A 20,856-nucleotide genomic window follows, 5' to 3' on the forward strand; every position below is an offset into this window, starting at 1 on the left:
ACATGTGCAAAGACCTGGTATGTCGAATTTTTGGAATAAAGAGCTCGCGTATCCTTTTTTGCTTAAGCAGAGGGAGAGACTTGCATTTAGCTCATATATGTACAAAGAGACCTTTATCTATTAAAGGTCTCACTTTTAATAAAGGGGTATATAAACACAAGATATAAATCAGTACAGAAGCTGAGACTTTGTCTTAAGTGCATTAAATTATTTCATTATCTATCGCCCGGAGCAGGGTGGTCTACACCTTTGACATGATGTCGATGCTGGTTGTCTTCGCTGGTATAAAAGTCATAATAGTGAACGTGCATACCGTTGCCAATGGGAATAGCGGGACCAGAGTAGGCTTTGTAATGATGTGTATGTCCGTCTTCAAAAACAACATAGCCTTCTGTATAGTGAATGTGGCTTCCATCCTCGCTTTGAATTGGAGGAGACGTTACATCGAGGCACTGATGGACATGTCCTGACGCAACAGAAGTGTAGTCCACTGAGCCATGATTATGATGAGGAACAAACCCTGAAATAAAATCATCTTTGCCTATTTTTTTCATTTTACTTCCCCCTACAAATTCAATTTAAAAAAACTGTTTAAGTAAATTCTTTAAATGAGCATCTGAATTTCTCTTTTTAGTTAAATTCAAAAATACATGCTATTGATATGAACAAAGAAAAATAAATATGACTTTTGATAATCAGGATTTATAAAATGGGTAGTTTTCCTATGTGTTTGCCGTTTCTACTTGATAACTTTCACATATATTTATTAAGGAAGGACAAGTTATTATAAGAGAGGAAGTCAGCATAATGAGTTGGGAAAATAAAAAGGTCTATGTCAGGATCAGGAGTTTGCGAGAATTCTAGGTGGACAAGGCAGTTTAGATGAAAATGGCGTTTGTTTGGTACAAAAGTTTCGGACGATTCGTTTTAAAATTTTAGGGCGTCCAACACGCTCTCCATTAGTTACTCCTCAATTTTTCACTTTTGAAGATTTAGATAGCAAAGGAAGAGCGCTAAATCTAGGTGAAACCGTGCTTTTGCAAGAAGAGGTAAATCCATTATTAACGGAGCTTAGAAAAAGAGATATTAAGGTTACGGCCGTTCACAACCATTGGCTATTTGAAGAGCCGAGAGCAATGTATATGCACTTTGAATCCGTAGAGCCACCGTTAGATTTTGCACGAAAAGTAAGAGAAGCGTTTAGAGTATTAAAAGGATAGAAAGCAGTTTTTAATAGAATAAGTTTAGTCTTACTTACTGCTTTTAAAATTAGGTTAATAAAACTTTAAACATGTATATTATATATTGGTTTATAAGATGCACTTGAATGAACCTATCAGGTTAACTAATTTTTGAGCAGTGAGATTATTCGAGTACTTCTATCAAAATAAAAAAAGCACGCGTTCGCCGCGTGCTTTTTTTATGTATAAACTTAAAATGCGTTTAGGGTGTTATCGCTTAACCACTGTTTGCGTTCAGCTGCATCTTCGAATAACTCATCTGCATTTGTAAATTGAGAAGCAATGACATATTCAATTGTTGCAAGAGGAGCTGTTAGCAAACGCCAGTTTAATACGATTGTATTATCTTGAGTCGTAGCGTATTCTTCACCTAACTCGTCCCACTTAACAGATTCAGGAGCATTGTCTGCTGCTTTTTTAACAGATTTCAAAGCTTCTTGGAATTTTTCACCTGCGCGGCCTTGGTACCATTCTGTTAATAGTTGTCCAATACCTTCATTTATTTGCTGCTCGTTCCAGCTCTCAGGTACTGTAGCAATAAATTTTGCACGGAATGTCATTTCAGCCTTTGCTACATCTCCACGAACGATGTTTAAGCGGTATTGACGTCCTAGGTAAGGGAATTTGTCTCCTTCTTCAAAAGAACCAGTTTTAGCTGCAGAAGCTGCTGCTTTAGGAGCCTCTTTTTTAGCTGTTTCTTTTTTTACTGCTTCTTTCTTTGGAGCAGCTGGCTTTTCCTCAGCTGGCTGTGAACCGTTTAGTTGTTTTAAAATCCATGTTGCTTTGCGTGCGATGATTGAACGCACATTATTTTCATTAAGACCTCTCGGGATAATAACTTTTACCCCTTCTTTGTCACAAATTTGCACCGTGATATCGGTTCTATTTGGAACGACTTCAATTTTGTAGTCAATTGTTTGATTGCCTGTTTGATACGTATACATAAAATTTTTCGTACTCCTTTCTACAAATCTTCATTTTATAAGCAAAGGTAGAGGTTGGTCAAATAAAAGAATAATCAGACAGTTATCAACTGCTGTTGCAGCGCCTTGCAGAATGATATGTATTCCAATATTTAGTGGAAAAGCGCCAATAATAATTGCTTCAATTTTTCTTTAGTTTTTACAAAAACATATAAAAATATGCCGATACTACTAATATAGATTAGACATTCTATTTCTTTAGATGGTATAGGAAATGAAAAATAAAAAAAGCGTTTCAAAGTTTACATGTGAAATGCTATATATGATGGTCATAACACTTACTGTAATTGAAGTGACAAATTATTATCTTATTATGAAACAAGAGCAAGCAGCCTCGATTATGCTAGTGATTACATTTCTGTTTGCTTTTCTTACAACTACCGTGTTCTATTTTATCATACGTCGCTCTATAATTGCGGTTGAAAATTTAACGAAAGTAATGAAAGGGGTTTCGTAAGGGGATTTATTGATATTTGTTCAGTATAAGAAACTGTAAGTATTGGTTTTTATGATAGCTTTCATAGAAAGAGATAATGAAAATTGACACGTTATAAAAGCAGTTGTATAGTGAGTACGCAAGGCGGCAGTCTGTCTTTTTTAATTCTTAGTAAACTTATAAGTTAAATAAAATATTTAAACACTGCATAAGGAGACGAAGAGATGAAGAATGAATTCCGTTTGGCAACAAATGACGACGCAGATAACTTATTGAACTTAACTCTACAAGCATATAAGCCTATTCGAGAGCTAGGCATTCCTTTCTTAGCAGCTACTGCTGATCTTGCTCTCGTTAAGAAAAATATTTCTCAAAACCTTTGCTATGTATATGAAGAAGATAAAAAAATCGCTGCTACTGTGTCTATACGAATGCCTTGGGGAGAACATCCAGGTCCGTTTGCTGTTCCGCATCTTTGGTGGTTTGCAGTGGACCCGTCGTTTGCGAGGAAAGGCGTTGGATCTAAGCTGCTGCGTCTAGTAGAGGAAGAGGTAATAAAAAATACGTTTAAATCACCGGGTGTGTCTTTAGGAACAGCAAAAGAACATCCTTGGTTAGTTGAGATGTATGAACGAAAAGGATATGTTCAAGCTAAAGAAAAGCACCTTGCAGAAGGTTATACGACCGTATTTCTTTATAAAAAATTCAATGAGTTACATTCTTTGTCGTAAAAAATAGAGAATTATTCCAAATTAAGGAATGTGAAAGAGTGATAAATATGACAGATCAATTACTACTAAATAAACTAATAGACATACGTCGTGAGCTGCACCGATTTCCAGAGCTTTCAATGAAAGAATATGAAACAACTAAACGTATTAAAAAGTGGTTAAAGCATTATGATATTTCTATAGCAGATGCATTCCAATTAGACGTAGGAGCAGTAGCAGAAATTGTGGGAGGAAAGCTGGGACCTACTATTGCTATTCGAGCTGATATTGATGCGCTGCCAATTGAAGAAAAAACCAATCTGCCATTTGCATCTGAAGTGAACGGTGTTATGCACGCATGCGGCCATGATTTTCATACGGCTTCTATAATCGGAGCAGCCATTCTTCTTAAACAGCGTCAACAGGAGCTTTGCGGCACGGTTCGATTTATCTTTCAGCCGGCTGAAGAAACGGCTTCTGGGGCAAAAATGCTAGTTGAAAAAGGTGTGCTCGAAGGAGTAGAAGCGATATTTGGGATGCATAACAAACCGGATCTTCCTGTAGGAACCATTGGTATCAAATCGGGATCTTTAATGGCAAGTGTTGATCGTTTTGAAATTGACGTCAAAGGAGTAGGAGGTCACGCAGGTATCCCTGAAAAAACAATAGACCCAATTGCTGCTGCTGGTCAAATTGTTACTAGTTTACAAACCATTGTCAGCCGTAATCTCAGCCCCTTTCAAAATGTTGTTGTCAGCATAACTCAAATCCATGGAGGGAGCTCGTGGAACGTCATTCCTGACAAAGTAACGCTTGAAGGAACTGTGCGTACCTTTCAAGAAGAAGCGAGAGAAAAAATACCGGCTCTTATGAAACGAACTGCTGAAGGGATTGGCGCAGCTTTCGGGGCTTCAGTAGACGTTAAATGGTATCCATATCTTCCTGTAGTAAACAATGATGATACGCTGGAAAAATTAGTTACTAAAGCGGCAGAGGATCTTAGTTATCAAGTCGTAGAAGCTGAACAATCGCCTGGAGGAGAAGATTTTGCCGTATATCAGCAGCATGTACCAGGATTTTTTGTATGGATGGGTACAGCTGGAGAATATGAATGGCACCATCCTTCTTTTTCATTAAATGAAGAGGCATTACTTGTAGCAGCTTCTTATTTTGCTAATCTAAGCTTTCATTTTTTGAATTCATTCCATTACCAAAAAAATTAAAATATTTTTATTTTTCTATTTACGGGGATGGAATTGTTTGATAAAATAAATTTTAAATTAAAAAAGTTATCACGAGTGGACGAGAGATCTGGCTCTTTGACTCCACAGCAACCTACGAATGTAAGGTGCTCCTACCAGCAAAGCATGTGCTTTGGGTGATAAAACGGGTGAAAAACTCATTTTGCATCAAAGCAAAATGAGTTTTTTTATTTTTCTAAAAGGAGAGGGTTTTATGAGCCATACAGCAGTTGCAGCACATACAGGAGAGAAAGCATTAAAGGAAGCAGTGAAATTATTAGGAAAGCATTATCAAGTAGCTTATCGGGAATTAGAAACATTTTATGAAATTGTGGTCGAAAACCATGTTCGTACATATGCTGTAGGCATAGATATTAAAGATGTACAAAAAGCAAATGAACTAGAAATTTATTCATCATGCTGTTCCAAGCTTGAGCGAGTAGGCTGTCTTTTATAGAAGAAGTCTGCTCGCGCCTCTATTTTTTAAGTGTTTTTAAATAGAAAGCATGGTTTTTGACAAGCAAAGAATCTGGTGGGTATAATCAATACTCAACAGGTTTTAAAATTAATCATAAATTGTCGAAATTTTTACACAAATTAAAGGTTACATTCGAAATGAATTGTGGTATGTTATAAAACAAGAATATTTTATGAAAGGAGCATTGAAATGGAAATGTCTCTTGAACACGGAAACGATGCAGGAAGCGAACAGCTTATTGATCGTATCCTAGACTTTTTAGAAGATGACGAAAAGTAAAAAAAGAGTGTGCGGTGCTATCCCTAGCCGCACACTCTTTTTTTATCATGTGCGTAAAGGCAGCGCCATACTATGATACATAGGGATAGAATGAAAGAGTCTCTGTCAAAGGGATTGACGAATGGTTTTGTTTGATAGAAAATTTAGAAAAAGGAAAGAGATGAAGGTTATGTCGAACAAAACATCTTTGTATCAAACAAAAGAACAGTTAAAAAAACTTGTAAGCGAATTGGTTTCTATACCTAGCGTGACAGGAACGATGGCAGAAGTGGAAATGGCTGAATCGATAGCGTCTTATTTATTGAAGCTGCCTTACTTTCAAAAAAACGAGCAAGTCGAGCTTCATTCAACAGGAGACGGGCGATCGATTGTCACAGCTTTTGTTCAAGGGAAAAATACGAATAAAACAGTTGTACTAGTAAGTCATTACGATGTAGTGGATGTACAAGATTATGGAAAGTGGAAAAAGGATGCTTTTCACGCTGATACATTAACGAGTACTTTTTATAGCCATATGGAACAAGTTCCGGCGCACGTACAAAAGGATATGATAAAAGGAGACTGGCTTTTTGGCAGAGGAACGATGGATATGAAAGCAGGCATTGCTCTGCATATCAGTATGGTTGAACGAGCATGCAACGGAGAGTTTGACGGAAACATCCTGCTGCTGTCGGTGCCGGATGAAGAAGTAAATTCGCTTGGGATGAGAAAAGCAGTGCCTGTTCTTTTAGAACTTGCCCGCAAACATCAGCTGGATTTTTCTCTCATGCTAAATGCAGAACCAGTGTTCAGCCGCTATCCTGGAGATCAAACGAACTATGTGTACTCAGGATCGATTGGGAAGATCATGCCAAGCTTTTTGTGTTATGGAAAAGAAACTCATGTAGGGGAACCGCTAGCTGGTTTAAATGCTAATTTACTAGCTTCTTATTTAACAAAAGAAATAGAATTAAACGTTGATTTTTGCGAAAAAGTAAGAGAAGAAACGAGTCCACCTCCTACGGTGCTGATACAAAAAGATTTAAAAGAAGAGTATTCAGTTCAAGTTCCGCACTCTGCCGTTGTATTATTTAATTTATTTATGTTAAACCGCTCTCTTAAAGAAGTAACAGATCTGCTGTTGAAATCGGCTGACAAAGCGGCTTTGAATGTGAAAAAACACTATAATAAAGCCGCTAGGCAGTACGCTGCGGGAATGGAGGGTTCATCTCTTGACGTGAACGTATGGACGTATGAAGAACTTTATACTCATGCAGTCAAACAGCACGGTGAAAAATATGTGCAAGAAATGGAAGCAGCACTTTTGGCACAAGAGGATGATGATAGAAATAAAACCATTAAATTAGTAAACTCTTTAGCTGGTTTATGTAAAGAAGCAGCTCCGATGATGGTCTTATTTTTTACGCCGCCTCTTTATCCGGCCGTTTGTTCACATGATGATCCGTTTGTACAAGAGATTTTGTCAAACGTACAGGCAATTGCCAAAGAGCAATTCCAAGTGGAGCTAGTTGAACAAAGTTATTTTGGCGGAATTTCGGATTTAAGCTATGCCAGCCTGCAGCATCCGCTTCATACATTTAACACGTTGGTAGCAAATATGCCGCTATGGAATAAAGGGTATCATATCCCGCTAGAAGAGCTAGAGGAGCTGAAGATGCCGGTGCTGAACATTGGACCGCTGGGAAGAGATGCGCATCAATGGACCGAAAGATTAGCCGTTCAGTATTCCTTTGAAATTTTGCCTCATTTCATTTATCAAGCTATAAAGGAAGCACACAAATAAACATCCGTCTGCGGATGTTTATTTGTTGAATTTAAAAGAAGCTCCTTGTACGGTAATTTGTTGCGGTGTTAGAGCGTGATCTAATTCAACCAAAAATGGACGCTCTCCAACTTTTTTTAATGTATCATGGACAACACCTTGTGTTCCGCTGCAAAAAATAAGGTTTCCTCCATTGACATATAGTTTTTGACAACGTGCATTAAGTAAAGAGTCTTTGTAGCTTTCGGCAGACTGAATGTCCAGCAGTTTCGTCCACTTGCTGATGGATTCTTCGAGGTTATGTACAGCACAGTAAATATTTTTTAGCTGCAGCTGACCAGCTTGGTGAGAAGAAAGAGCCGCTAGCTTTGGCTTGCGTTTTTCTTCTGGTTCACCCCATTCAATAAAAAAAGGAAGAGGCAGGGAATCGTGGTCAGCTTCAATAAAACACATTTTCCATTCAAGTCTTTCTCCATCATTGGTTTGACGAGAACCCGCTACAGGACCTTTTACAGTGACATTCTTGCTTTCCAACTCTTTTATTAGCAAATCCATATCATCTGTACGGAGTGCAAATCGACCAAAATGACCAACCGGTGTATGTTCGTTAACAAGCTGCTGAATAAGGTCATTATCTGTAACAGTTTGAGCTAACGCGATATCTCTAAGCCCAAGCCATTCAATATAGCTGAGGTTAAAATAAGCCAACGTGTTAAAAGTGCCCCATTTTTCATGGATGCCGCCTTTAACGACATTTATTCCGTATTCGTTTAGTTCTTTCTGAGCTTTAATAGGATCAGGTGAAAAATGAACAAGATGATCAAAAGATAAGTGCATGGATAGGCCTCCTTTTAAGAGAGATTCTTTCCCATTATTATACGTTGTTTTCTTTTTTTAGAAGAGTAAAACGAATGATTATGTAAAACAAAAATCTTAAAAAAGCAAGCCGCGTATGTTTTAAACTCGACTTGCTTTAGATTTATTTAGCGACGACAGCCATGCCCTTTAAAGCAGCCAAATGATTTATTAAACCATGGATATGAGCAGCAAGGTGAACCGCAGCGACAGCGGCGACGGCTAGAACGACGAGTAGAACGACGAGTAGAACGGCGGGTAGAACGGCGAGTAGAACGGCGGGTAGAACGGCGAGTAGAACGACGAGTAGAACGGCGGGTAGAACGGCGAGTAGAACGGCGAGTAGTGCGGCGAGTAGTGCGACGAGTAGAACGACGACGAGAGCATCTGTGACGAGCAGTTGGCTCTTGGTACATAAATGTTTCAAGCTCAGTAGAAGCAATCGCTTCTGTTGCTTCTCTAATTCTTTCAGCATTGATATGCATATAAACACCTCCTGGCTAATTCGGTACATAATACAATATGTACAAGGAAGGCGTTTGGATATAGTGAAAACATGGAATTAGTCTAAATTTGTGAAAGAAATGGAGTGGTTTTCATGCTTCAAATCCTCGAACATCAAAGAGTGGATATCGCTCTTCAAATAGTAGCTGTGCAAGTAGAAGCTTATCAAGAAGAAGCAAGGCTCATTGGTTTTTCAGATATTCCTCAGCTTACAGAAAGCAAAGAAGATATTATGAAAAGCAAGGAAGTGTTTATCGGAGAAATGATTGAAGGTAAGCTAGCAGGAGTGCTGTCGTTTGAAAAAGAAAATGAGCGATTAACGATTTGCCGCCTCGTTGTGCGTCCTCGGGACTTTCGAAAGGGAATCGGAAGCCGTCTTTTAACACATGTACTTCAAAGATATTCTGAATGTGAATGTATCGTGTCTACAGCCGAAAAAAATACACCTGCGATTAAGCTATACGAAGCTCATCGGTTTTCAATTATAAAACGTACTGCAGCTGCTGATAATCTTGTGTTAGTAACGATGAAAAGAGATTGAGACATCGCTAAATTAATCCAAAGACCAACAAATGAGCTACATGCGCTAGTAGGAATCGGCTGCTGATTTCCGTGCAAGACTTCGCTTTCCTCGGGCGGCCGCTGAGCCTCCTCGTCGCTTCCGCTTATCCCGCAGGAGTCTCCGCCTTGCTCTCCAATCAACACAGCTAGTATACTCATAACAATAAAAAAATCCGAACGCGTTGGATTCTCCATCAAGAATCTCGATTCATCGTTCGGATCTTCTTTCAACTAAAATAATGTTTTCCCAGCCTCTACGATGAGAGTGTTTGCTCAGAATAATCTAGAGCTGTATGGCGCTGAATCAGCAGTAAAGCAGCTAAAGTGACAACTGCTCCGATAATAAAAGGCAGCGTCATATTGAGTTTAAAGGCAAATGCACCAAGCAGAGGGCCAAAAATACGCCCTAAGCTATCCATTGAGGCGGTTAGCCCCGAAGCAGAGCCATATCCTACTTTGGTTCTCATCGTAATTAATGAGAGGACACAAGGACGAATAAGGGCATTTCCTGCTGTAAATATGCACAAAAATAAGGTAGCATTAACGGCACTAGAAGATAACAAAATAGACGTAAATCCTATTGCTGAAACCAATAAGCCAATGGCCATCAGTTTTTTTTCATTTCCTTTTTTAAATCGCTGCAGCACACCGCCTTGAATCAGCGCTTGAGTTAAACCGCTCGCCATAAACATCCATCCGATTGTCGTAGGAGTAGCATTAATTTTCGCTATTTGAAAAAATTGAAAAGTAGCTTCTAAACCAGCGAGCGTAAAAGTCGCTAAAAATGAAAGAACATATAAATACTTCATAGCTCCTTGAAAATCTGACGTGAAGTCATGCCATCTCGATGTCTGTACTTTGGCAGCAGATTCTTTTCGTAAAGATTCTTTTAACGTAAAGAATGAGAACGCTGTCATAATCAGTGACAAGATACCAGAGATAACGAAGGGAACAAACAAGCCGAAAGATGAAAGGACGCCGCCTAATGCCGGTCCAAAAATAAAGCCTAAGCCAATCGACATTCCTAACAGTCCCATTGCTTTCGTGCGGTTTTCTTCATCTGTACTATCAGAAGCATATGCAAAAGCACAAGGAATAACAGCTCCTGCGAACAAACCTCCGATGATGCGCGACGTATACATTAAAGTCAGAGAGTTTTCTGCCACCGAAAAAAGAAAAAAGCTTGCGCTGAAGCCGAGTAAGCCCCAAAGTAATATGGGACGCCGGCCTTTTATATCGGAAAGCTTCCCCCAAAAAGGTGCAGTAATAAAAGATGCGATCGAATAGCTAGCCATTAGTATTCCTAAATTGACCGTGCTTGCACCCGTGGCACGAATAACTTCAGGTACGATGGGGATGATCACTCCAAAGCCGACAAATACCATAAAAATAACAAACATTAACGTTCCAAGCTGTTTGTTCATATGCAATTAAGCCCCTTTCTCTGTAGAACATGCCGTGAGTTTAGTATACCAAATACAAAGAAGTTTTTTACGTATATTTGGTAAAAAGCGTTTTATTTACAAATGGATAACTATGTTAATATTTACCTGTTGTGCTGAGAATGATACAATTAAAAGAAAAAGGACGTGAAGCGATTGCCAATATGGATTGTATTTGCTGGGATCATAGGCGGTCTTTTAGGGTTTGGGGCGCTAGTGGATTATATAGCTAAAAAGAGAAGTATCGAGTTAGATCCAGAAGAAGGAATAAAGAATGCTTCTGATGCAGAACAAATCTATGTGGAAAATTATCTTTATCAAACAAAAGAAAATAACAATCACTTTCAATAAAAAAAGCTTGGAGACGAATCTCCAAGCTTTTTTAATGCGGTAAAAAGATGAGCTGATAGAGAAATAAAACAGCAAAGACATACACAAGCGGATGGACTTGTTTGCCTTTTCCTTTTACCAGCTTCATTAACGGATAAGAAATGAAACCAAGCGCAATTCCTGTGGCAATACTTGATGTAAGAGGCATCGCTAGAACAACTAAAAAGGCAGGGAACGCTTCATCAAAGTCATTCCAATTAATTTTAGCTACAGCGCCCATCATCAAGCTTCCGACAATAATTAATGCAGGTGAAGTAATAGCTGCTACGCCAGAAACCGAGCTTACAACCGGACTAAAGAACGCTGCAACAATAAATAAAATGGCTACCGTCACACCCGTTAGACCTGTACGTCCGCCTGCTGCTACACCAGATGAAGATTCAACGTAAGCTGTTGTTGGGCTTGTACCAAATAAAGCTCCAATCGTTGTACCAAATGAGTCAGCAAGCAATGCTTGACGTACGCGAGGCATCTTATTACCTTTCATAAGACCGGCCTGTTGAGCTACTCCTACCATTGTACCTGTTGTATCAAAAATTGTAACAAGTAAGAAAGAAAAAACAACTGTGTACAAATCATGATGAATAACATCTCCAAAAGCAGCAAAAGGATTTGAAATCATTAAGCCGTCTGGAAGGTGAGGAGAAGCAAACAAACCTTTATCAAATGAAAGCTGTCCTCTAAAGAAAGCAATTAATCCCGTAATAATCATACCGAAGAATAAAGCGCCGTTTACATTTAGCGTATATAAAATGATTGTAATCGCAAGTCCAATCAGTGTTAAAACTACTTTTTCAGACTGCAAATCACCAAGTCCAATTAAATTTGATTTATTTGCAACAATAATACCTGCTGAACGAAGCCCGATAAAAGCAATAAATAAACCGATACCAGCACTAATCGCGTGCTTTAAATTGTTTGGAATAGCTTCAATTAATTTTTCACGAAACGATGTTAACGATAGGATGATAAAGATAATACCTGCTACGAATACAGCTGAAAAAGCAGTAGCATAGTCGATGCTTCCATTTGAACCAACAACTAAAGCAGCAAAGTATGCATTCATTCCCATACCGGGAGCAATAGCGATTGGATAGTTAGCTGCAAGAGCCATCCATAGCGTAGCTACGACTGCTGAAATAATAGTAGCTGTAAATACTTGATCAAAAGGAACGCCGGCGCTGGACAAAATAACTGGGTTCACAATGACGATATAAATCATGGTTAAAAACGTTGTAATACCAGCTAAAATCTCCGTTTTAGCATCCGTGTTATATTCTTTTAACTTAAACATAAGTAACCTCCAAAAATAACGAACATTAAAAGCAACATGATATATAATATTCGTTTTTTACTTGAAATGCAATAGATTTGCATATAAAAAATCAAAAACTAAAAAAGTGACGATAAAAGAGCTAAAACAAGTGTGAAATATTTCTTATTTTCGGTGCTTTTTATAGTGTGTGCGTATCGAAGAGGCTCATACGAAAAAAAGCCGCTTGGGCTACAGCGGCTATGTTGCTTGTTTTGAGGCAACGACTATCGGAAATTTTATTTTAATGGAAAGAGTTAAATCGTGATACGTATATTCCAAGCGTCCGTGGTAGTTGGAAACAAGTTCAGAAATGATCCACGTGCCAAGGCCTTCGTGGCGTTCTTTCTTTTCTGTAACATGAAAAGAAGTAAACAAGTGATCTTGACGCTCTCGTGATAAAGGAGCGGTAGAATTGCTGACTTCTAAAATGTAAATGCCACTTCGAATCATACTCGAAACAGTTATCTCTTTTTTCTCAGAAGAATGAGCGGCTTCTAAAGCATTATGCAGTAAATTCATGATGAGATTCATTTGGTCAAGGTGCTTTAAAGGCAGCTGTGATAACGGTGAATCTAATTGAACATTCATATGTATTCCCCACGTATGTGCTTGATTCTTGCATTGATGTACAACAGAAGCGACGTGCGAATGTTCACCTTGAATATATGAATGTGTATCATTCAAAGCTTCAACGTAATCTTGAATGTACTCTTGTGCCTGCTGTCTTTGATTTGTTTCTAGAAGATAGGATACGGCACTGACATGTTTGATAAAATCATGTCTTTCAGCCCTTAACGCTTGAAAAAGCTCATTGTTCTTTTGAATTTCACGCGAAGCACTGCTTTCCCGGTTGGTTACAAATATGTATTGTTGACAAGAAGAAAACATGTCGGTCATGTAACCAATCATTGCGATAACGGTTAAGCCAATACTAAAAGGTGAAGATAGGCTAAATAAAAGCAGGAAAAAAGACGTGATCGTGATTACGATTGCTTTTTTTATATTTATTAAAGGAGCCGTTTGATATTTCTTTCTCCATATAAAAAATGAACCAATTATAAAAGAACTAAGTAGGAGATGTAAACTAACAGGCAGGTCTTTAAAAAAGAGGAGCACGAAAACAGTTAGTAAAACTAGTATGTAAAATAGTTTCATTTTAGATAGTCCCTCCTTTAAAAGTATTCTTTTTGCAAGATGTCTAAATTTGTTTTCGTGATTAAAGCTGTTTTTTCGGTGCTTTGAAACATCACTGAGTAGGAGTGCTTAGTATACAGGGAGAAATTTTGAATATAGGAAATGTTGACGATAAAAGCTCGATGAGACCTTAGAAAATGACTCCCTGTTAATTCTTTTTCAATTTCGTTTAATGATTGATAGGTACTAAACTCTCCATTTGTCGTTATGATTGTGGTAGAGCGACCCGTTCGTTCTGCAAATATAATATCTTGTTTGTTCAGCACCTGCATTTCGGTTTTTTGTTTTAAAATAAGCTTATCTCTTGTGTCAGTTGATTGTTTTTTTTGATGAAAACGCTGAATGCCTTTTAACAGACGCTCTTTAGAATAAGGCTTCATAATGTAGTCTAAAACGTTGAGTTCAAATGCATGAACGGCAAAGCCGCTGTGCCCAGTGACAAAGATGACTTGAATATCAAGTGCGTAAGCATTGATAAAGTCTGCAAGCTCATAACCTGATAGCTTTGGCATTTCAATATCTGTAATTAATAAATCAATTTCATTTTTTTTAATTTTGTTATAAGCTTCCTCTGCGCTGCTAGTCGAAAAAAGTATGTCTATATCATCTTCTCTTTCTAAAGAAATCCTCAATTTCTCTAAATCATATGAATGATCGTCCACTAATCCTACCTTCATAAATAAAAACCCTCTTTGTTTCATTCTATTGGATATTACCACACTATTTTACCATTATTTTCAAGATGGAAAGGACGTTTCGCGACATAAAAAACCCTCTTTATGACAAGATGGAAGATGCTGTATGAAAAATAAGCTAAGATATAGTCAATCACAGTAAAAGGGGAGAGCGGATATGATTGAAATCAAAGGTGTTACGAAATATTTTAAAGAGAAAAAGCAAACAATTGCAGCTGTTCAAGATATTCATGTAACCATCGCACAAGGAGAAATTGTAGGGCTATTAGGTGAAAATGGAGCAGGGAAAACAACTCTTTTACGTATGCTGTCGACTGTACTTGAACCATCGGAAGGTAATATGTTCATTCACGGAATTAACATTCATAAACAGCCCGATAAAATAAAACAAAGAATTGGCGTGCTTTTTGGCGGTGAAACAGGCTTATACGACCGTTTGACCGCTCGTGAAAACTTAGCTTATTTTGCCAAGTTTTATGGCATGAGCAAACATGAAACAAAGATAAGGGTTGAGGAACTGGCCAAACGTTTTGGAATGAAAGACTACTTGGATCGCCGCGTCGGAGGCTTTTCAAAAGGAATGCGTCAAAAAGTAGCCATTGCACGCACTATTCTCCATAACCCGGACGTTATCCTATTTGATGAGCCGACTACAGGATTAGATATTACATCGGCAAACATGTTTCGTGAGCTTATTAAAAGTCTGCAAAGAGAAGGGAAAACGATTATTTTTTCCAGTCACATTATGGAAGAAGTGGAGATGCTGTGTCAGTCTATCATCATGATTCATAAAGGGAAAATGATTTATCAAGGAACAAACGAACAGCTGTATAAAGAAGAGGAAAGCACAGATTTAAACTACATCTTTATGTCGCGTATCGTGAGGGGGGCTTAATATGATTTGGCATATTTATAAAAAAGAGTTAATTGATTGTTTGCGAGATCGCAAAACGATTATCTTTAGCGTGTTGATTCCGATTCTGTTAAATATAGGGATGCTGTTTTTTGTAGATAGAATGATGTCTAGTAATCAACCTGATGGTATGTCCATAGCTGTTGAGAAAGGCTCAGATACAAGTGTAGTGGAATGGTTAAAGGAAGATAGAAACCTTCAAGTTGTGGAAAGCGAAGATCCACTTCAAACAGTAGAAAAAGGCAAAGCATCAGTAGCTTTAAAGGTTGATAAGAAATTTTCTGATAAAATTCTCCATATGCAATCGCCGGACGTAATGATTTATACAAGTCCAGATAGCGTAGAATCTTCACATACAACAGAGTACGTTACAGCTATATTAAATAAACAGAGGGACGGCATTATAAAAGAACGTTTAACACAATTAAATATTAATGATCAAACGATTCAGCCCTTCTATGTCAAGGAACAAAGCCTTTCAAATAAAGATAATAGTTCATTAATTATGGTGGCAATTTATGCTCCTATGATTATTGCTATAGGGGTGTTAGGAGGTATTGTACCTTCCGCTAATGATATTTTTGCAGGAGAAAAAGAGCGAAAAACGATGGAAGCTCTACTCATGGCTCCTATTAAAAGACTACATTTACTAATAGGGAAGTGGTTCACTATTTCTACATTTGGGGTCTTAAGCGGAGTGCTTTCTACTATTTCATTTGTGCTTTTTGTACGCTACTTTACCGTGACGTTAAATGATGCCTTGAACCTAAATAATCATCTCATTGCTTTTAGCGCTTCATTACTAGTGGCTATCACTTTGTTTGCCTTATTAGCAGGGCTAATTCTTTGTATCTTTAGTCTCTTAGCAAGTTCCGTTAAAGAAGCGCAAAGCTATACATCGCAAATTGTTACAGTAGCGATACTGCCATGCTTTTTACTGATGGGAAAATCCGTAAACGAGCTGCAGTCCAATGTCTTTTTAATTCCTATTTATAACGTATTTGCACTCATGAAACAGCTTCTCTACGGCGTCTATGACATGCAAAGTCTTACTTATACAATAGGCAGCTTGTCGGTTTGCATTATTGTTTTATTTACGATTGGTTATACGATGTTTACGAAAAGCCGCTGGGTGCTTGGTAAAGGTTAAGAGACTGGGCAAAAGTAGTTTAGTTGAAGGAAGGTCCGAACGAGTAATCGTTCGGATTTTTTTATTGGAATGGTGAACGTATGTTTCAAGTATGTAGTTAGCTGCTTCTAGCTGTTGATTGGAGGGAAAGACGGAGACTCCTGCGGGAAAAGCGGAACAGGTGAGAACCCGCTGTAGCGGAAGCGACGAGGAGGCTCACCGGCCGCCCGCGGAAAGCGAAGTCTTGCACGGAAATCAACAGCGGCGTAACAAGCGCTTCATAACAGCTCATTTACCACATTTGTTTGTTTCTAGATTAAAGTGATTTCGTTATGTCTCTTATCCTTTTTGTAGGGAAAGAGCAATCAAAAGAGAATGTAGAAAGAAAGGAGAGTGAGACAGTTGCAGCCTATTCCTATTATAGTAGAAGAAATTCCTGACTCTATAAAAAAGTATGTGAAACAAATCGAAAAAGTGACGTTTCCAAAGCAGGGATGTACGTCGGATGTTGGTATCCTTCATACCGCTAAAGGAAGGTATGTTTTAAAGCGGACAAAAGGGGAAAAGTACAGAAAATGGTTATATAAGGAATATTATGTATTAAAGAATATACAAGCACTGACAGATTTTCAAAGCCCGAGAGCTTACAAGTTTGTTCAAACAGCAGAACAAAGCTGGCTGCTGCTAGAATTTTTTGAAGGAAAGACGGTAAGAGAGTATTTAGAGAAAGAAGATAATGAAAAAAAGCGCGAGTACATTGTCTATGAAATGGGGCGTCTTCTTGCTCGTATTCACGATGCGAAGTGTCCAGAACAATTAGTGAGTAAGCAGCTGTGGATCCACCGAATGCTGCAAGAGGCAGAGTACAATTTAATCCACTATAAGGTAGACGGAAATCAACAGCTGCTAAAACAACTGCAGAAGCAAAACATGATATGCAAACAAGAGGTGCTTATTCACGGAGACTACACGATTGATAATGTACTTGTGCACGACGGTCGGATAACAGCTGTTATTGACTGGAGCGGAGGAACTTGGGGAGACGCTCGTTATGATATGGCGCTTGCTGTGCGCTTTGAAGACGGAATTTTCACAGGTAAAGAACGCTCGGCTTTTTTTAATGGATACGGCAAGGGGATTTCACAGCACGAATTTTGTTATTTTGCAGAAGGATTGTACGAGTTTTTCTAAGCAATAATGACATCATTTTCTTCATTTGTTGAACGTCCACTTTCTTTGACGAATTCATACTAGTTTTGTCACGTATGAAGGGATTTAAAAATTTCTCTCGAAATGGCTAGTAAATGAAAAAAATGGAGGGATGGAACATGACGATGAAAACGGTAGATGTGGCAAAGTCGCTGGGAATACATCCAAGTACGGTATTAAAATGGGTTAAAATAGCCGATATCGAGCTAGAGAGAAATGAGTCGGGACACTGTGAGTTTACAGAAGAAAATGTTGAAGCACTTAGAAAGTTTCAAAAAAACCGCAATCGTCAAGCCGTCGTCAAAGTGGTAGAAAAAGTAGTAGAAAAAGAGGAAGTCGTTATATCTGATGAACGTGCGCAAGACATGCAAAAGCAGCTTGATCAGCTTTTTTTAAGGCTGATTGAAAATGAAAAGCGTACAGAAGAAAAAGCAGGAGAAGTAGTGACGTTTCAAATTTTAGAGCATCGTTCAGAAATCGATCGATTAAATAAAGTTATTACGAAATTAGAAAATCGAGTAGTTGAACTTGAAAGTCAGTTAAAAAGTGAAGATAGCTTAAAAGCCAAAAAGCCTGTTCCTAGATGGAGAAGCTTTTTAACCGGTATTTTTAGCTACTAGCAGCGATTTACCATAACGGTAAATCGCTTTTTTATGGAATTTTATGAAAAATACATCAATTCGTACAGGTTTGTGGAAAAAAATCTCAATAATAGTTGACGAAACGCTTAGTAATTTGATAAAACTAATTAAGTTAAGAAAGTGAAATACTTTCGTAAATACATATTCGTTATCATGTGATAGCGTTAAGGAGAGTGACAAGTGAAAAAAAGAGAAGAGCTCGTTCAAGAAATGGAGACGCTGTTTCGCTTTGTGTTCAGACAGCTTCGCCAAGAAATTAATGAAGTATACAATTCAGAGCTATCAACAAATGAATTTATGGTGCTTCGTATGCTGGTTGATTCCGGCAGGCAGCGATCAACTGATTTATCAAAGTATCTTCAAGTGTCAGCAAGCCACATTACGGCAGTAACCGACTTGCTTTTATCAAAAGGCTACATTGCACGCAAACGGTCTGAAAACGATCGGCGTATTATTGATATTGAACTGACCGAGGAAGGACAGGATATTTTTAATGCTATTCAAGAGAAGAAACGAGCCTATTTCCTTGAGCGTTTTGAGCACTTTACAGATAAAGAAATTGAAACGGTAAATAAACTGTTTCACAAAATTAAAGGCGATCAAAAATAAAGCGCTTTAAATACGGAAGAATAATCAGTGAGTATGAGCTTCACTGATTATTTTTTTGTTTTAAAACGCAAAGAGTATAAAAGGCAAGTTAGTTGGTGAGAACATAAAATCAGCGTATAATAATAGAAAGAACACATGAAGGAGGTCATCTTTTTGACAGAACAATATGAAGTAGCAACTTTTGCCGGAGGCTGTTTTTGGTGTATGGTGAAGCCATTTGACGAACAGCCAGGCATTATAAAAGTTGTATCTGGCTATACAGGCGGTCACAAAGAGAACCCGACGTACAAAGAAGTATGCTCAGAAACAACGGGCCATTATGAAGCGGTCCAAATTACATTTGACCCAGAAGTTTTTCCATATGAAAAGCTTTTAGAACTATACTGGCCTCAAATTGATCCAACGGATGCAGGCGGACAATTTGCGGATCGAGGAGATTCATATCGAACAGCTATTTTTTATCACAATGAACACCAAAAGACACTAGCTGAAGAATCTAAGCAACAATTAGAAACAAGCGGCCGTTTTTCTGAGCCGATTGCTACACAAATTCTACCGGCAAAACCGTTTTATGAAGCGGAAGAATACCATCAAGGTTACTATAAGAAAAATAAATTCCGCTATGCTATGTATCGACGCGGGTCTGGACGTGATCGTTTTATTAAAGAAAACTGGAAAGACTTTGGACGCGACGAGCAGCTGAAAACGACATTAACGCCTATTCAATATGAAGTTACTCAAAATGACGCAACGGAACCTCCGTTTCGCAATGAATTTTGGGACCATACAGAAGATGGTATTTATGTAGATATCGTATCAGGAGAGCCGTTGTTTAGTTCAACTGATAAATATGATGCCGGATGCGGATGGCCGTCTTTCACAAAAGCGATTAATAAAGATGAAGTAAAAGAAAACATGGACGTTAGTCATAATATGGTTCGTACAGAAGTACGCAGCAAAACGGCTAACTCTCATTTAGGCCATTTATTTGATGATGGTCCACAAGATGCAGGCGGCTTGCGCTACTGCATCAACTCAGCGGCTCTTCGCTTTGTTCCGAAGGAAGATTTAGAAAAAGAAGGATACGGGGAATACGCTGTTTTATTTAACAAATAAAATAATATGAAAGAAAGAGCGTGATTCAACTTAAAGTTGGCTCACGCTCTTCTTTTTGTGCTTTCTTTTGTTTTATTTTGGCTCGAATAAGGCTATAGAGAAAAAGGAAAGGAATGTAGCCATAAATAAAGTAAAAGCCGGTCATGGATAATCGTGTATTAAGCTGATCGATGGTTTCTCTATCATCAAAGAAAATAGAAAAGCCAAGAAGAGCAATAAGAACTAATATGAGAAAAATCGTAGGCGGCTTATTAAATGTTTTACTAAATCCACGAATTGTACACCATACGCTGACAGCAATAGTAGGAAGAACGACTAAAAGCCACAGAGAAATTAAAATATATTCAAAACGCTGTAAAAATGGGATTTCAATAATTTTAGCCATTGTTAAAGTTGGCCAGATGGTATGGCCTAACTGTCCTTGACTAAAGTAAGCAAATGACACTAATGCTGTGCACAAATATAAAAAAGTACTGAACAAAACGCCATATTGCCCCCACTTCTGACTAGTAGCGCCATTTTTTATAAATGGATAGAAAAAAAGCACGGATTCAAATCCCAAATTCTCAAAGGTCATCATTTTAGTTGAAATTAAAAATTCCCATATTGTGTGGTCAAATAAAGGAAATAAATTATTAAGGTGCCCATACTTTAACGGATAGAGTAAGGCAAATACGAGCGGCAAGGGAAGCATGATTCCAAAAAAGGCAATTCCAGTAATCACACGAAATCCACCGGAAACTGTGTAGTAAATAATAGGCAGGTATACAAGTGATACCACCCATGTTTCTAACTGTGGAAACATCCATATTTGCAAAATCTCTACATATGTTCGGTAAATCGTTAATGCAAAGATAAAATAATAAATGGAAGCGGCAAGGGTTAAAGCCCCTCCAAGGTATTTTCCAAAATATAGCCGGTGAATATCAATAATATCGCTGTTTTCACGGGTTAAAATATTAAAAATCATTGCCAATAAAATACAGGTGCTGATCGCTGCAAGGATGATAGATATCCATGCTTCATATCCGGCACCTTTAATAATATAACGCTGAAATCCTAGTATTCCAACGCCAATCTGAGTAGAGTGAACTAAGAAAAAAAGAAAAGAAGGGGAAACTTGATTTTCTTCTTTAATTGTATTGTGCATCTT

General features: G+C 38.0%; 24 protein-coding genes and 1 riboswitch. Of the genes, 14 read left to right on the forward strand and 10 right to left on the reverse strand.

Features of this window, described 5'->3' with window-relative positions:
* Nucleotides 1-215: 215 nt before the first annotated feature.
* On the reverse strand, nucleotides 216-554 hold the full coding sequence (locus JNUCC25_RS06040; RefSeq protein WP_013055902.1) for a YmaF family protein: 339 nt from the start codon (nucleotides 552-554) through the stop codon (nucleotides 216-218).
* 345 nt (nucleotides 555-899) lie between these two features.
* Here JNUCC25_RS06040 and JNUCC25_RS06045 point away from each other — a divergent pair, with 345 nt between their 5' ends.
* On the forward strand, nucleotides 900-1,220 hold the full coding sequence (locus tag JNUCC25_RS06045; protein ID WP_029325053.1) for a DUF1259 domain-containing protein: 321 nt from the start codon (nucleotides 900-902) through the stop codon (nucleotides 1,218-1,220).
* Between the two features lie 212 nt (nucleotides 1,221-1,432).
* On the opposite strand, the gene JNUCC25_RS06050 is transcribed toward JNUCC25_RS06045, so the two are convergent.
* On the reverse strand, nucleotides 1,433-2,185 hold the full coding sequence (locus JNUCC25_RS06050) for a M48 family metallopeptidase (protein ID WP_078081588.1): 753 nt from the start codon (nucleotides 2,183-2,185) through the stop codon (nucleotides 1,433-1,435).
* A 301-nt stretch (nucleotides 2,186-2,486) separates the two neighbouring features.
* Between JNUCC25_RS06050 and JNUCC25_RS06055 the strand changes: the two genes are divergently transcribed.
* From JNUCC25_RS06055 to JNUCC25_RS06075, 5 genes are all read left to right on the forward strand, one after another.
* On the forward strand, nucleotides 2,487-2,681 hold the full coding sequence (locus tag JNUCC25_RS06055; RefSeq protein ID WP_223272336.1) for a hypothetical protein: 195 nt from the start codon (nucleotides 2,487-2,489) through the stop codon (nucleotides 2,679-2,681).
* A gap of 203 nt (nucleotides 2,682-2,884) precedes the next feature.
* Entirely contained in the window at nucleotides 2,885-3,391 is a 507-nt protein-coding gene (locus JNUCC25_RS06060; protein WP_078081589.1) for a GNAT family N-acetyltransferase, read from the forward strand.
* Between the two features lie 47 nt (nucleotides 3,392-3,438).
* A complete protein-coding gene (locus JNUCC25_RS06065) occupies nucleotides 3,439-4,593 on the forward strand; it encodes a M20 peptidase aminoacylase family protein (protein WP_078081590.1) in 1,155 nt (384 codons plus the stop codon).
* A 63-nt stretch (nucleotides 4,594-4,656) separates the two neighbouring features.
* Nucleotides 4,657-4,758, forward strand: a riboswitch (SAM riboswitch).
* A gap of 67 nt (nucleotides 4,759-4,825) precedes the next feature.
* Nucleotides 4,826-5,068 carry a hypothetical protein gene (locus tag JNUCC25_RS06070; protein WP_028414204.1) on the forward strand — a complete coding sequence of 81 codons (243 nt, stop codon included), beginning with the start codon at nucleotides 4,826-4,828 and terminating at the stop codon, nucleotides 5,066-5,068.
* 469 nt (nucleotides 5,069-5,537) lie between these two features.
* The gene (locus JNUCC25_RS06075; protein WP_078081591.1) at nucleotides 5,538-7,151 is read left to right on the forward strand and encodes a M20/M25/M40 family metallo-hydrolase; all 1,614 of its coding nucleotides are present in this window, start codon (nucleotides 5,538-5,540) and stop codon (nucleotides 7,149-7,151) included.
* Nucleotides 7,152-7,169: 18 nt separating this feature from the next.
* Here JNUCC25_RS06075 and JNUCC25_RS06080 read toward each other — a convergent pair whose 3' ends face one another.
* Together JNUCC25_RS06080 and JNUCC25_RS06085 are read right to left on the reverse strand one after the other, a co-directional pair.
* Nucleotides 7,170-7,967, reverse strand: a complete 798-nt coding sequence (locus JNUCC25_RS06080) for a VOC family protein (RefSeq protein ID WP_029325057.1) — start codon at nucleotides 7,965-7,967, stop codon at nucleotides 7,170-7,172.
* 146 nt (nucleotides 7,968-8,113) lie between these two features.
* A complete protein-coding gene (locus tag JNUCC25_RS06085) occupies nucleotides 8,114-8,470 on the reverse strand; it encodes a CotG/ExsB N-terminal domain-containing protein (RefSeq protein WP_454222967.1) in 357 nt (118 codons plus the stop codon).
* Between the two features lie 113 nt (nucleotides 8,471-8,583).
* On the opposite strand from JNUCC25_RS06085, the gene JNUCC25_RS06090 reads away from it, so the two are divergent.
* Nucleotides 8,584-9,030 (forward strand): GNAT family N-acetyltransferase, encoded by a 447-nt coding sequence (locus JNUCC25_RS06090; RefSeq protein ID WP_013055913.1) that lies wholly within the window; start codon nucleotides 8,584-8,586, stop codon nucleotides 9,028-9,030.
* Here JNUCC25_RS06090 and JNUCC25_RS06095 read toward each other — a convergent pair.
* Both JNUCC25_RS06095 and JNUCC25_RS06100 read right to left on the reverse strand, forming a co-directional pair.
* Entirely contained in the window at nucleotides 8,958-9,245 is a 288-nt protein-coding gene (locus tag JNUCC25_RS06095) for a hypothetical protein (protein WP_162245037.1), read from the reverse strand. The two genes, JNUCC25_RS06090 and JNUCC25_RS06095, sit on opposite strands and share 73 nt — an antisense overlap.
* A 59-nt stretch (nucleotides 9,246-9,304) precedes the next feature.
* Nucleotides 9,305-10,474, reverse strand: coding sequence for an MFS transporter (locus JNUCC25_RS06100; RefSeq protein WP_013055914.1), 1,170 nt, complete (start codon nucleotides 10,472-10,474; stop codon nucleotides 9,305-9,307).
* A 174-nt stretch (nucleotides 10,475-10,648) separates the two neighbouring features.
* On the opposite strand from JNUCC25_RS06100, the gene JNUCC25_RS06105 reads away from it, so the two are divergent.
* Nucleotides 10,649-10,843 carry a hypothetical protein gene (locus tag JNUCC25_RS06105; protein WP_013082184.1) on the forward strand — a complete coding sequence of 65 codons (195 nt, stop codon included), beginning with the start codon at nucleotides 10,649-10,651 and terminating at the stop codon, nucleotides 10,841-10,843.
* A 31-nt stretch (nucleotides 10,844-10,874) separates the two neighbouring features.
* Here the strand turns inward: JNUCC25_RS06105 and JNUCC25_RS06110 are convergent, their stop codons facing one another.
* The 3 genes from JNUCC25_RS06110 to JNUCC25_RS06120 all read right to left on the reverse strand — a co-directional run bounded on the left by JNUCC25_RS06110 (nucleotide 10,875) and on the right by JNUCC25_RS06120 (nucleotide 14,068).
* Nucleotides 10,875-12,176, reverse strand: coding sequence for an NCS2 family permease (locus tag JNUCC25_RS06110; protein ID WP_013055916.1), 1,302 nt, complete (start codon nucleotides 12,174-12,176; stop codon nucleotides 10,875-10,877).
* A 219-nt stretch (nucleotides 12,177-12,395) separates the two neighbouring features.
* On the reverse strand, nucleotides 12,396-13,352 hold the full coding sequence (locus JNUCC25_RS06115) for a sensor histidine kinase (protein ID WP_140456684.1): 957 nt from the start codon (nucleotides 13,350-13,352) through the stop codon (nucleotides 12,396-12,398).
* 17 nt (nucleotides 13,353-13,369) lie between these two features.
* Nucleotides 13,370-14,068, reverse strand: coding sequence for a LytR/AlgR family response regulator transcription factor (locus tag JNUCC25_RS06120; protein ID WP_029325060.1), 699 nt, complete (start codon nucleotides 14,066-14,068; stop codon nucleotides 13,370-13,372).
* A gap of 175 nt (nucleotides 14,069-14,243) precedes the next feature.
* Here JNUCC25_RS06120 and JNUCC25_RS06125 point away from each other — a divergent pair, with 175 nt between their 5' ends.
* The 6 genes from JNUCC25_RS06125 (at nucleotide 14,244) to msrA (ending at nucleotide 19,703) form a co-directional block, all read left to right on the forward strand.
* The gene (locus tag JNUCC25_RS06125) at nucleotides 14,244-14,981 is read left to right on the forward strand and encodes an ABC transporter ATP-binding protein (protein WP_013055919.1); all 738 of its coding nucleotides are present in this window, start codon (nucleotides 14,244-14,246) and stop codon (nucleotides 14,979-14,981) included.
* 1 nt (nucleotide 14,982) lies between these two features.
* The gene (locus JNUCC25_RS06130; protein WP_064471459.1) at nucleotides 14,983-16,149 is read left to right on the forward strand and encodes an ABC transporter permease; all 1,167 of its coding nucleotides are present in this window, start codon (nucleotides 14,983-14,985) and stop codon (nucleotides 16,147-16,149) included.
* A 372-nt stretch (nucleotides 16,150-16,521) separates the two neighbouring features.
* The gene (locus tag JNUCC25_RS06135) at nucleotides 16,522-17,319 is read left to right on the forward strand and encodes a phosphotransferase family protein (RefSeq protein ID WP_257205670.1); all 798 of its coding nucleotides are present in this window, start codon (nucleotides 16,522-16,524) and stop codon (nucleotides 17,317-17,319) included.
* 137 nt (nucleotides 17,320-17,456) lie between these two features.
* Nucleotides 17,457-17,957: a MerR family transcriptional regulator gene (locus JNUCC25_RS06140; protein ID WP_064471460.1), complete on the forward strand. Its 501-nt coding sequence runs from the start codon at nucleotides 17,457-17,459 to the stop codon at nucleotides 17,955-17,957.
* Between the two features lie 201 nt (nucleotides 17,958-18,158).
* Entirely contained in the window at nucleotides 18,159-18,587 is a 429-nt protein-coding gene (locus tag JNUCC25_RS06145; protein ID WP_013055923.1) for a MarR family winged helix-turn-helix transcriptional regulator, read from the forward strand.
* A gap of 153 nt (nucleotides 18,588-18,740) precedes the next feature.
* The gene (gene msrA, locus JNUCC25_RS06150; RefSeq protein WP_078081593.1) at nucleotides 18,741-19,703 is read left to right on the forward strand and encodes a peptide-methionine (S)-S-oxide reductase MsrA; all 963 of its coding nucleotides are present in this window, start codon (nucleotides 18,741-18,743) and stop codon (nucleotides 19,701-19,703) included.
* A 25-nt stretch (nucleotides 19,704-19,728) separates the two neighbouring features.
* On the opposite strand, the gene JNUCC25_RS06155 is transcribed toward msrA, so the two are convergent.
* Entirely contained in the window at nucleotides 19,729-20,853 is a 1,125-nt protein-coding gene (locus JNUCC25_RS06155) for a GerAB/ArcD/ProY family transporter (RefSeq protein ID WP_029325065.1), read from the reverse strand.
* Between the last annotated feature and the right edge of the window lie 3 nt (nucleotides 20,854-20,856).

Source organism: Priestia sp. JNUCC 25 (assembly GCF_053667915.1).

Coding starts and splice junctions, on each gene's coding strand:
- JNUCC25_RS06040 (WP_013055902.1), bottom strand. CDS start 554: ATGAAAAAAATAGGCAAAGATGATTTTATTTCAGGGTTTGTTCCTCAT.
- JNUCC25_RS06050 (WP_078081588.1), bottom strand. CDS start 2,185: ATGTATACGTATCAAACAGGCAATCAAACAATTGACTACAAAATTGAA.
- JNUCC25_RS06055 (WP_223272336.1), top strand. CDS start 2,487: ATGATGGTCATAACACTTACTGTAATTGAAGTGACAAATTATTATCTT.
- JNUCC25_RS06060 (WP_078081589.1), top strand. CDS start 2,885: ATGAAGAATGAATTCCGTTTGGCAACAAATGACGACGCAGATAACTTA.
- JNUCC25_RS06065 (WP_078081590.1), top strand. CDS start 3,439: ATGACAGATCAATTACTACTAAATAAACTAATAGACATACGTCGTGAG.
- JNUCC25_RS06070 (WP_028414204.1), top strand. CDS start 4,826: ATGAGCCATACAGCAGTTGCAGCACATACAGGAGAGAAAGCATTAAAG.
- JNUCC25_RS06075 (WP_078081591.1), top strand. CDS start 5,538: ATGTCGAACAAAACATCTTTGTATCAAACAAAAGAACAGTTAAAAAAA.
- JNUCC25_RS06080 (WP_029325057.1), bottom strand. CDS start 7,967: ATGCACTTATCTTTTGATCATCTTGTTCATTTTTCACCTGATCCTATT.
- JNUCC25_RS06085 (WP_454222967.1), bottom strand. CDS start 8,470: ATGCATATCAATGCTGAAAGAATTAGAGAAGCAACAGAAGCGATTGCT.
- JNUCC25_RS06090 (WP_013055913.1), top strand. CDS start 8,584: ATGCTTCAAATCCTCGAACATCAAAGAGTGGATATCGCTCTTCAAATA.
- JNUCC25_RS06095 (WP_162245037.1), bottom strand. CDS start 9,245: ATGGAGAATCCAACGCGTTCGGATTTTTTTATTGTTATGAGTATACTA.
- JNUCC25_RS06100 (WP_013055914.1), bottom strand. CDS start 10,474: ATGAACAAACAGCTTGGAACGTTAATGTTTGTTATTTTTATGGTATTT.
- JNUCC25_RS06110 (WP_013055916.1), bottom strand. CDS start 12,176: ATGTTTAAGTTAAAAGAATATAACACGGATGCTAAAACGGAGATTTTA.
- JNUCC25_RS06115 (WP_140456684.1), bottom strand. CDS start 13,352: ATGAAACTATTTTACATACTAGTTTTACTAACTGTTTTCGTGCTCCTC.
- JNUCC25_RS06120 (WP_029325060.1), bottom strand. CDS start 14,068: ATGAAGGTAGGATTAGTGGACGATCATTCATATGATTTAGAGAAATTG.
- JNUCC25_RS06125 (WP_013055919.1), top strand. CDS start 14,244: ATGATTGAAATCAAAGGTGTTACGAAATATTTTAAAGAGAAAAAGCAA.
- JNUCC25_RS06130 (WP_064471459.1), top strand. CDS start 14,983: ATGATTTGGCATATTTATAAAAAAGAGTTAATTGATTGTTTGCGAGAT.
- JNUCC25_RS06140 (WP_064471460.1), top strand. CDS start 17,457: ATGACGATGAAAACGGTAGATGTGGCAAAGTCGCTGGGAATACATCCA.
- JNUCC25_RS06155 (WP_029325065.1), bottom strand. CDS start 20,853: ATGCACAATACAATTAAAGAAGAAAATCAAGTTTCCCCTTCTTTTCTT.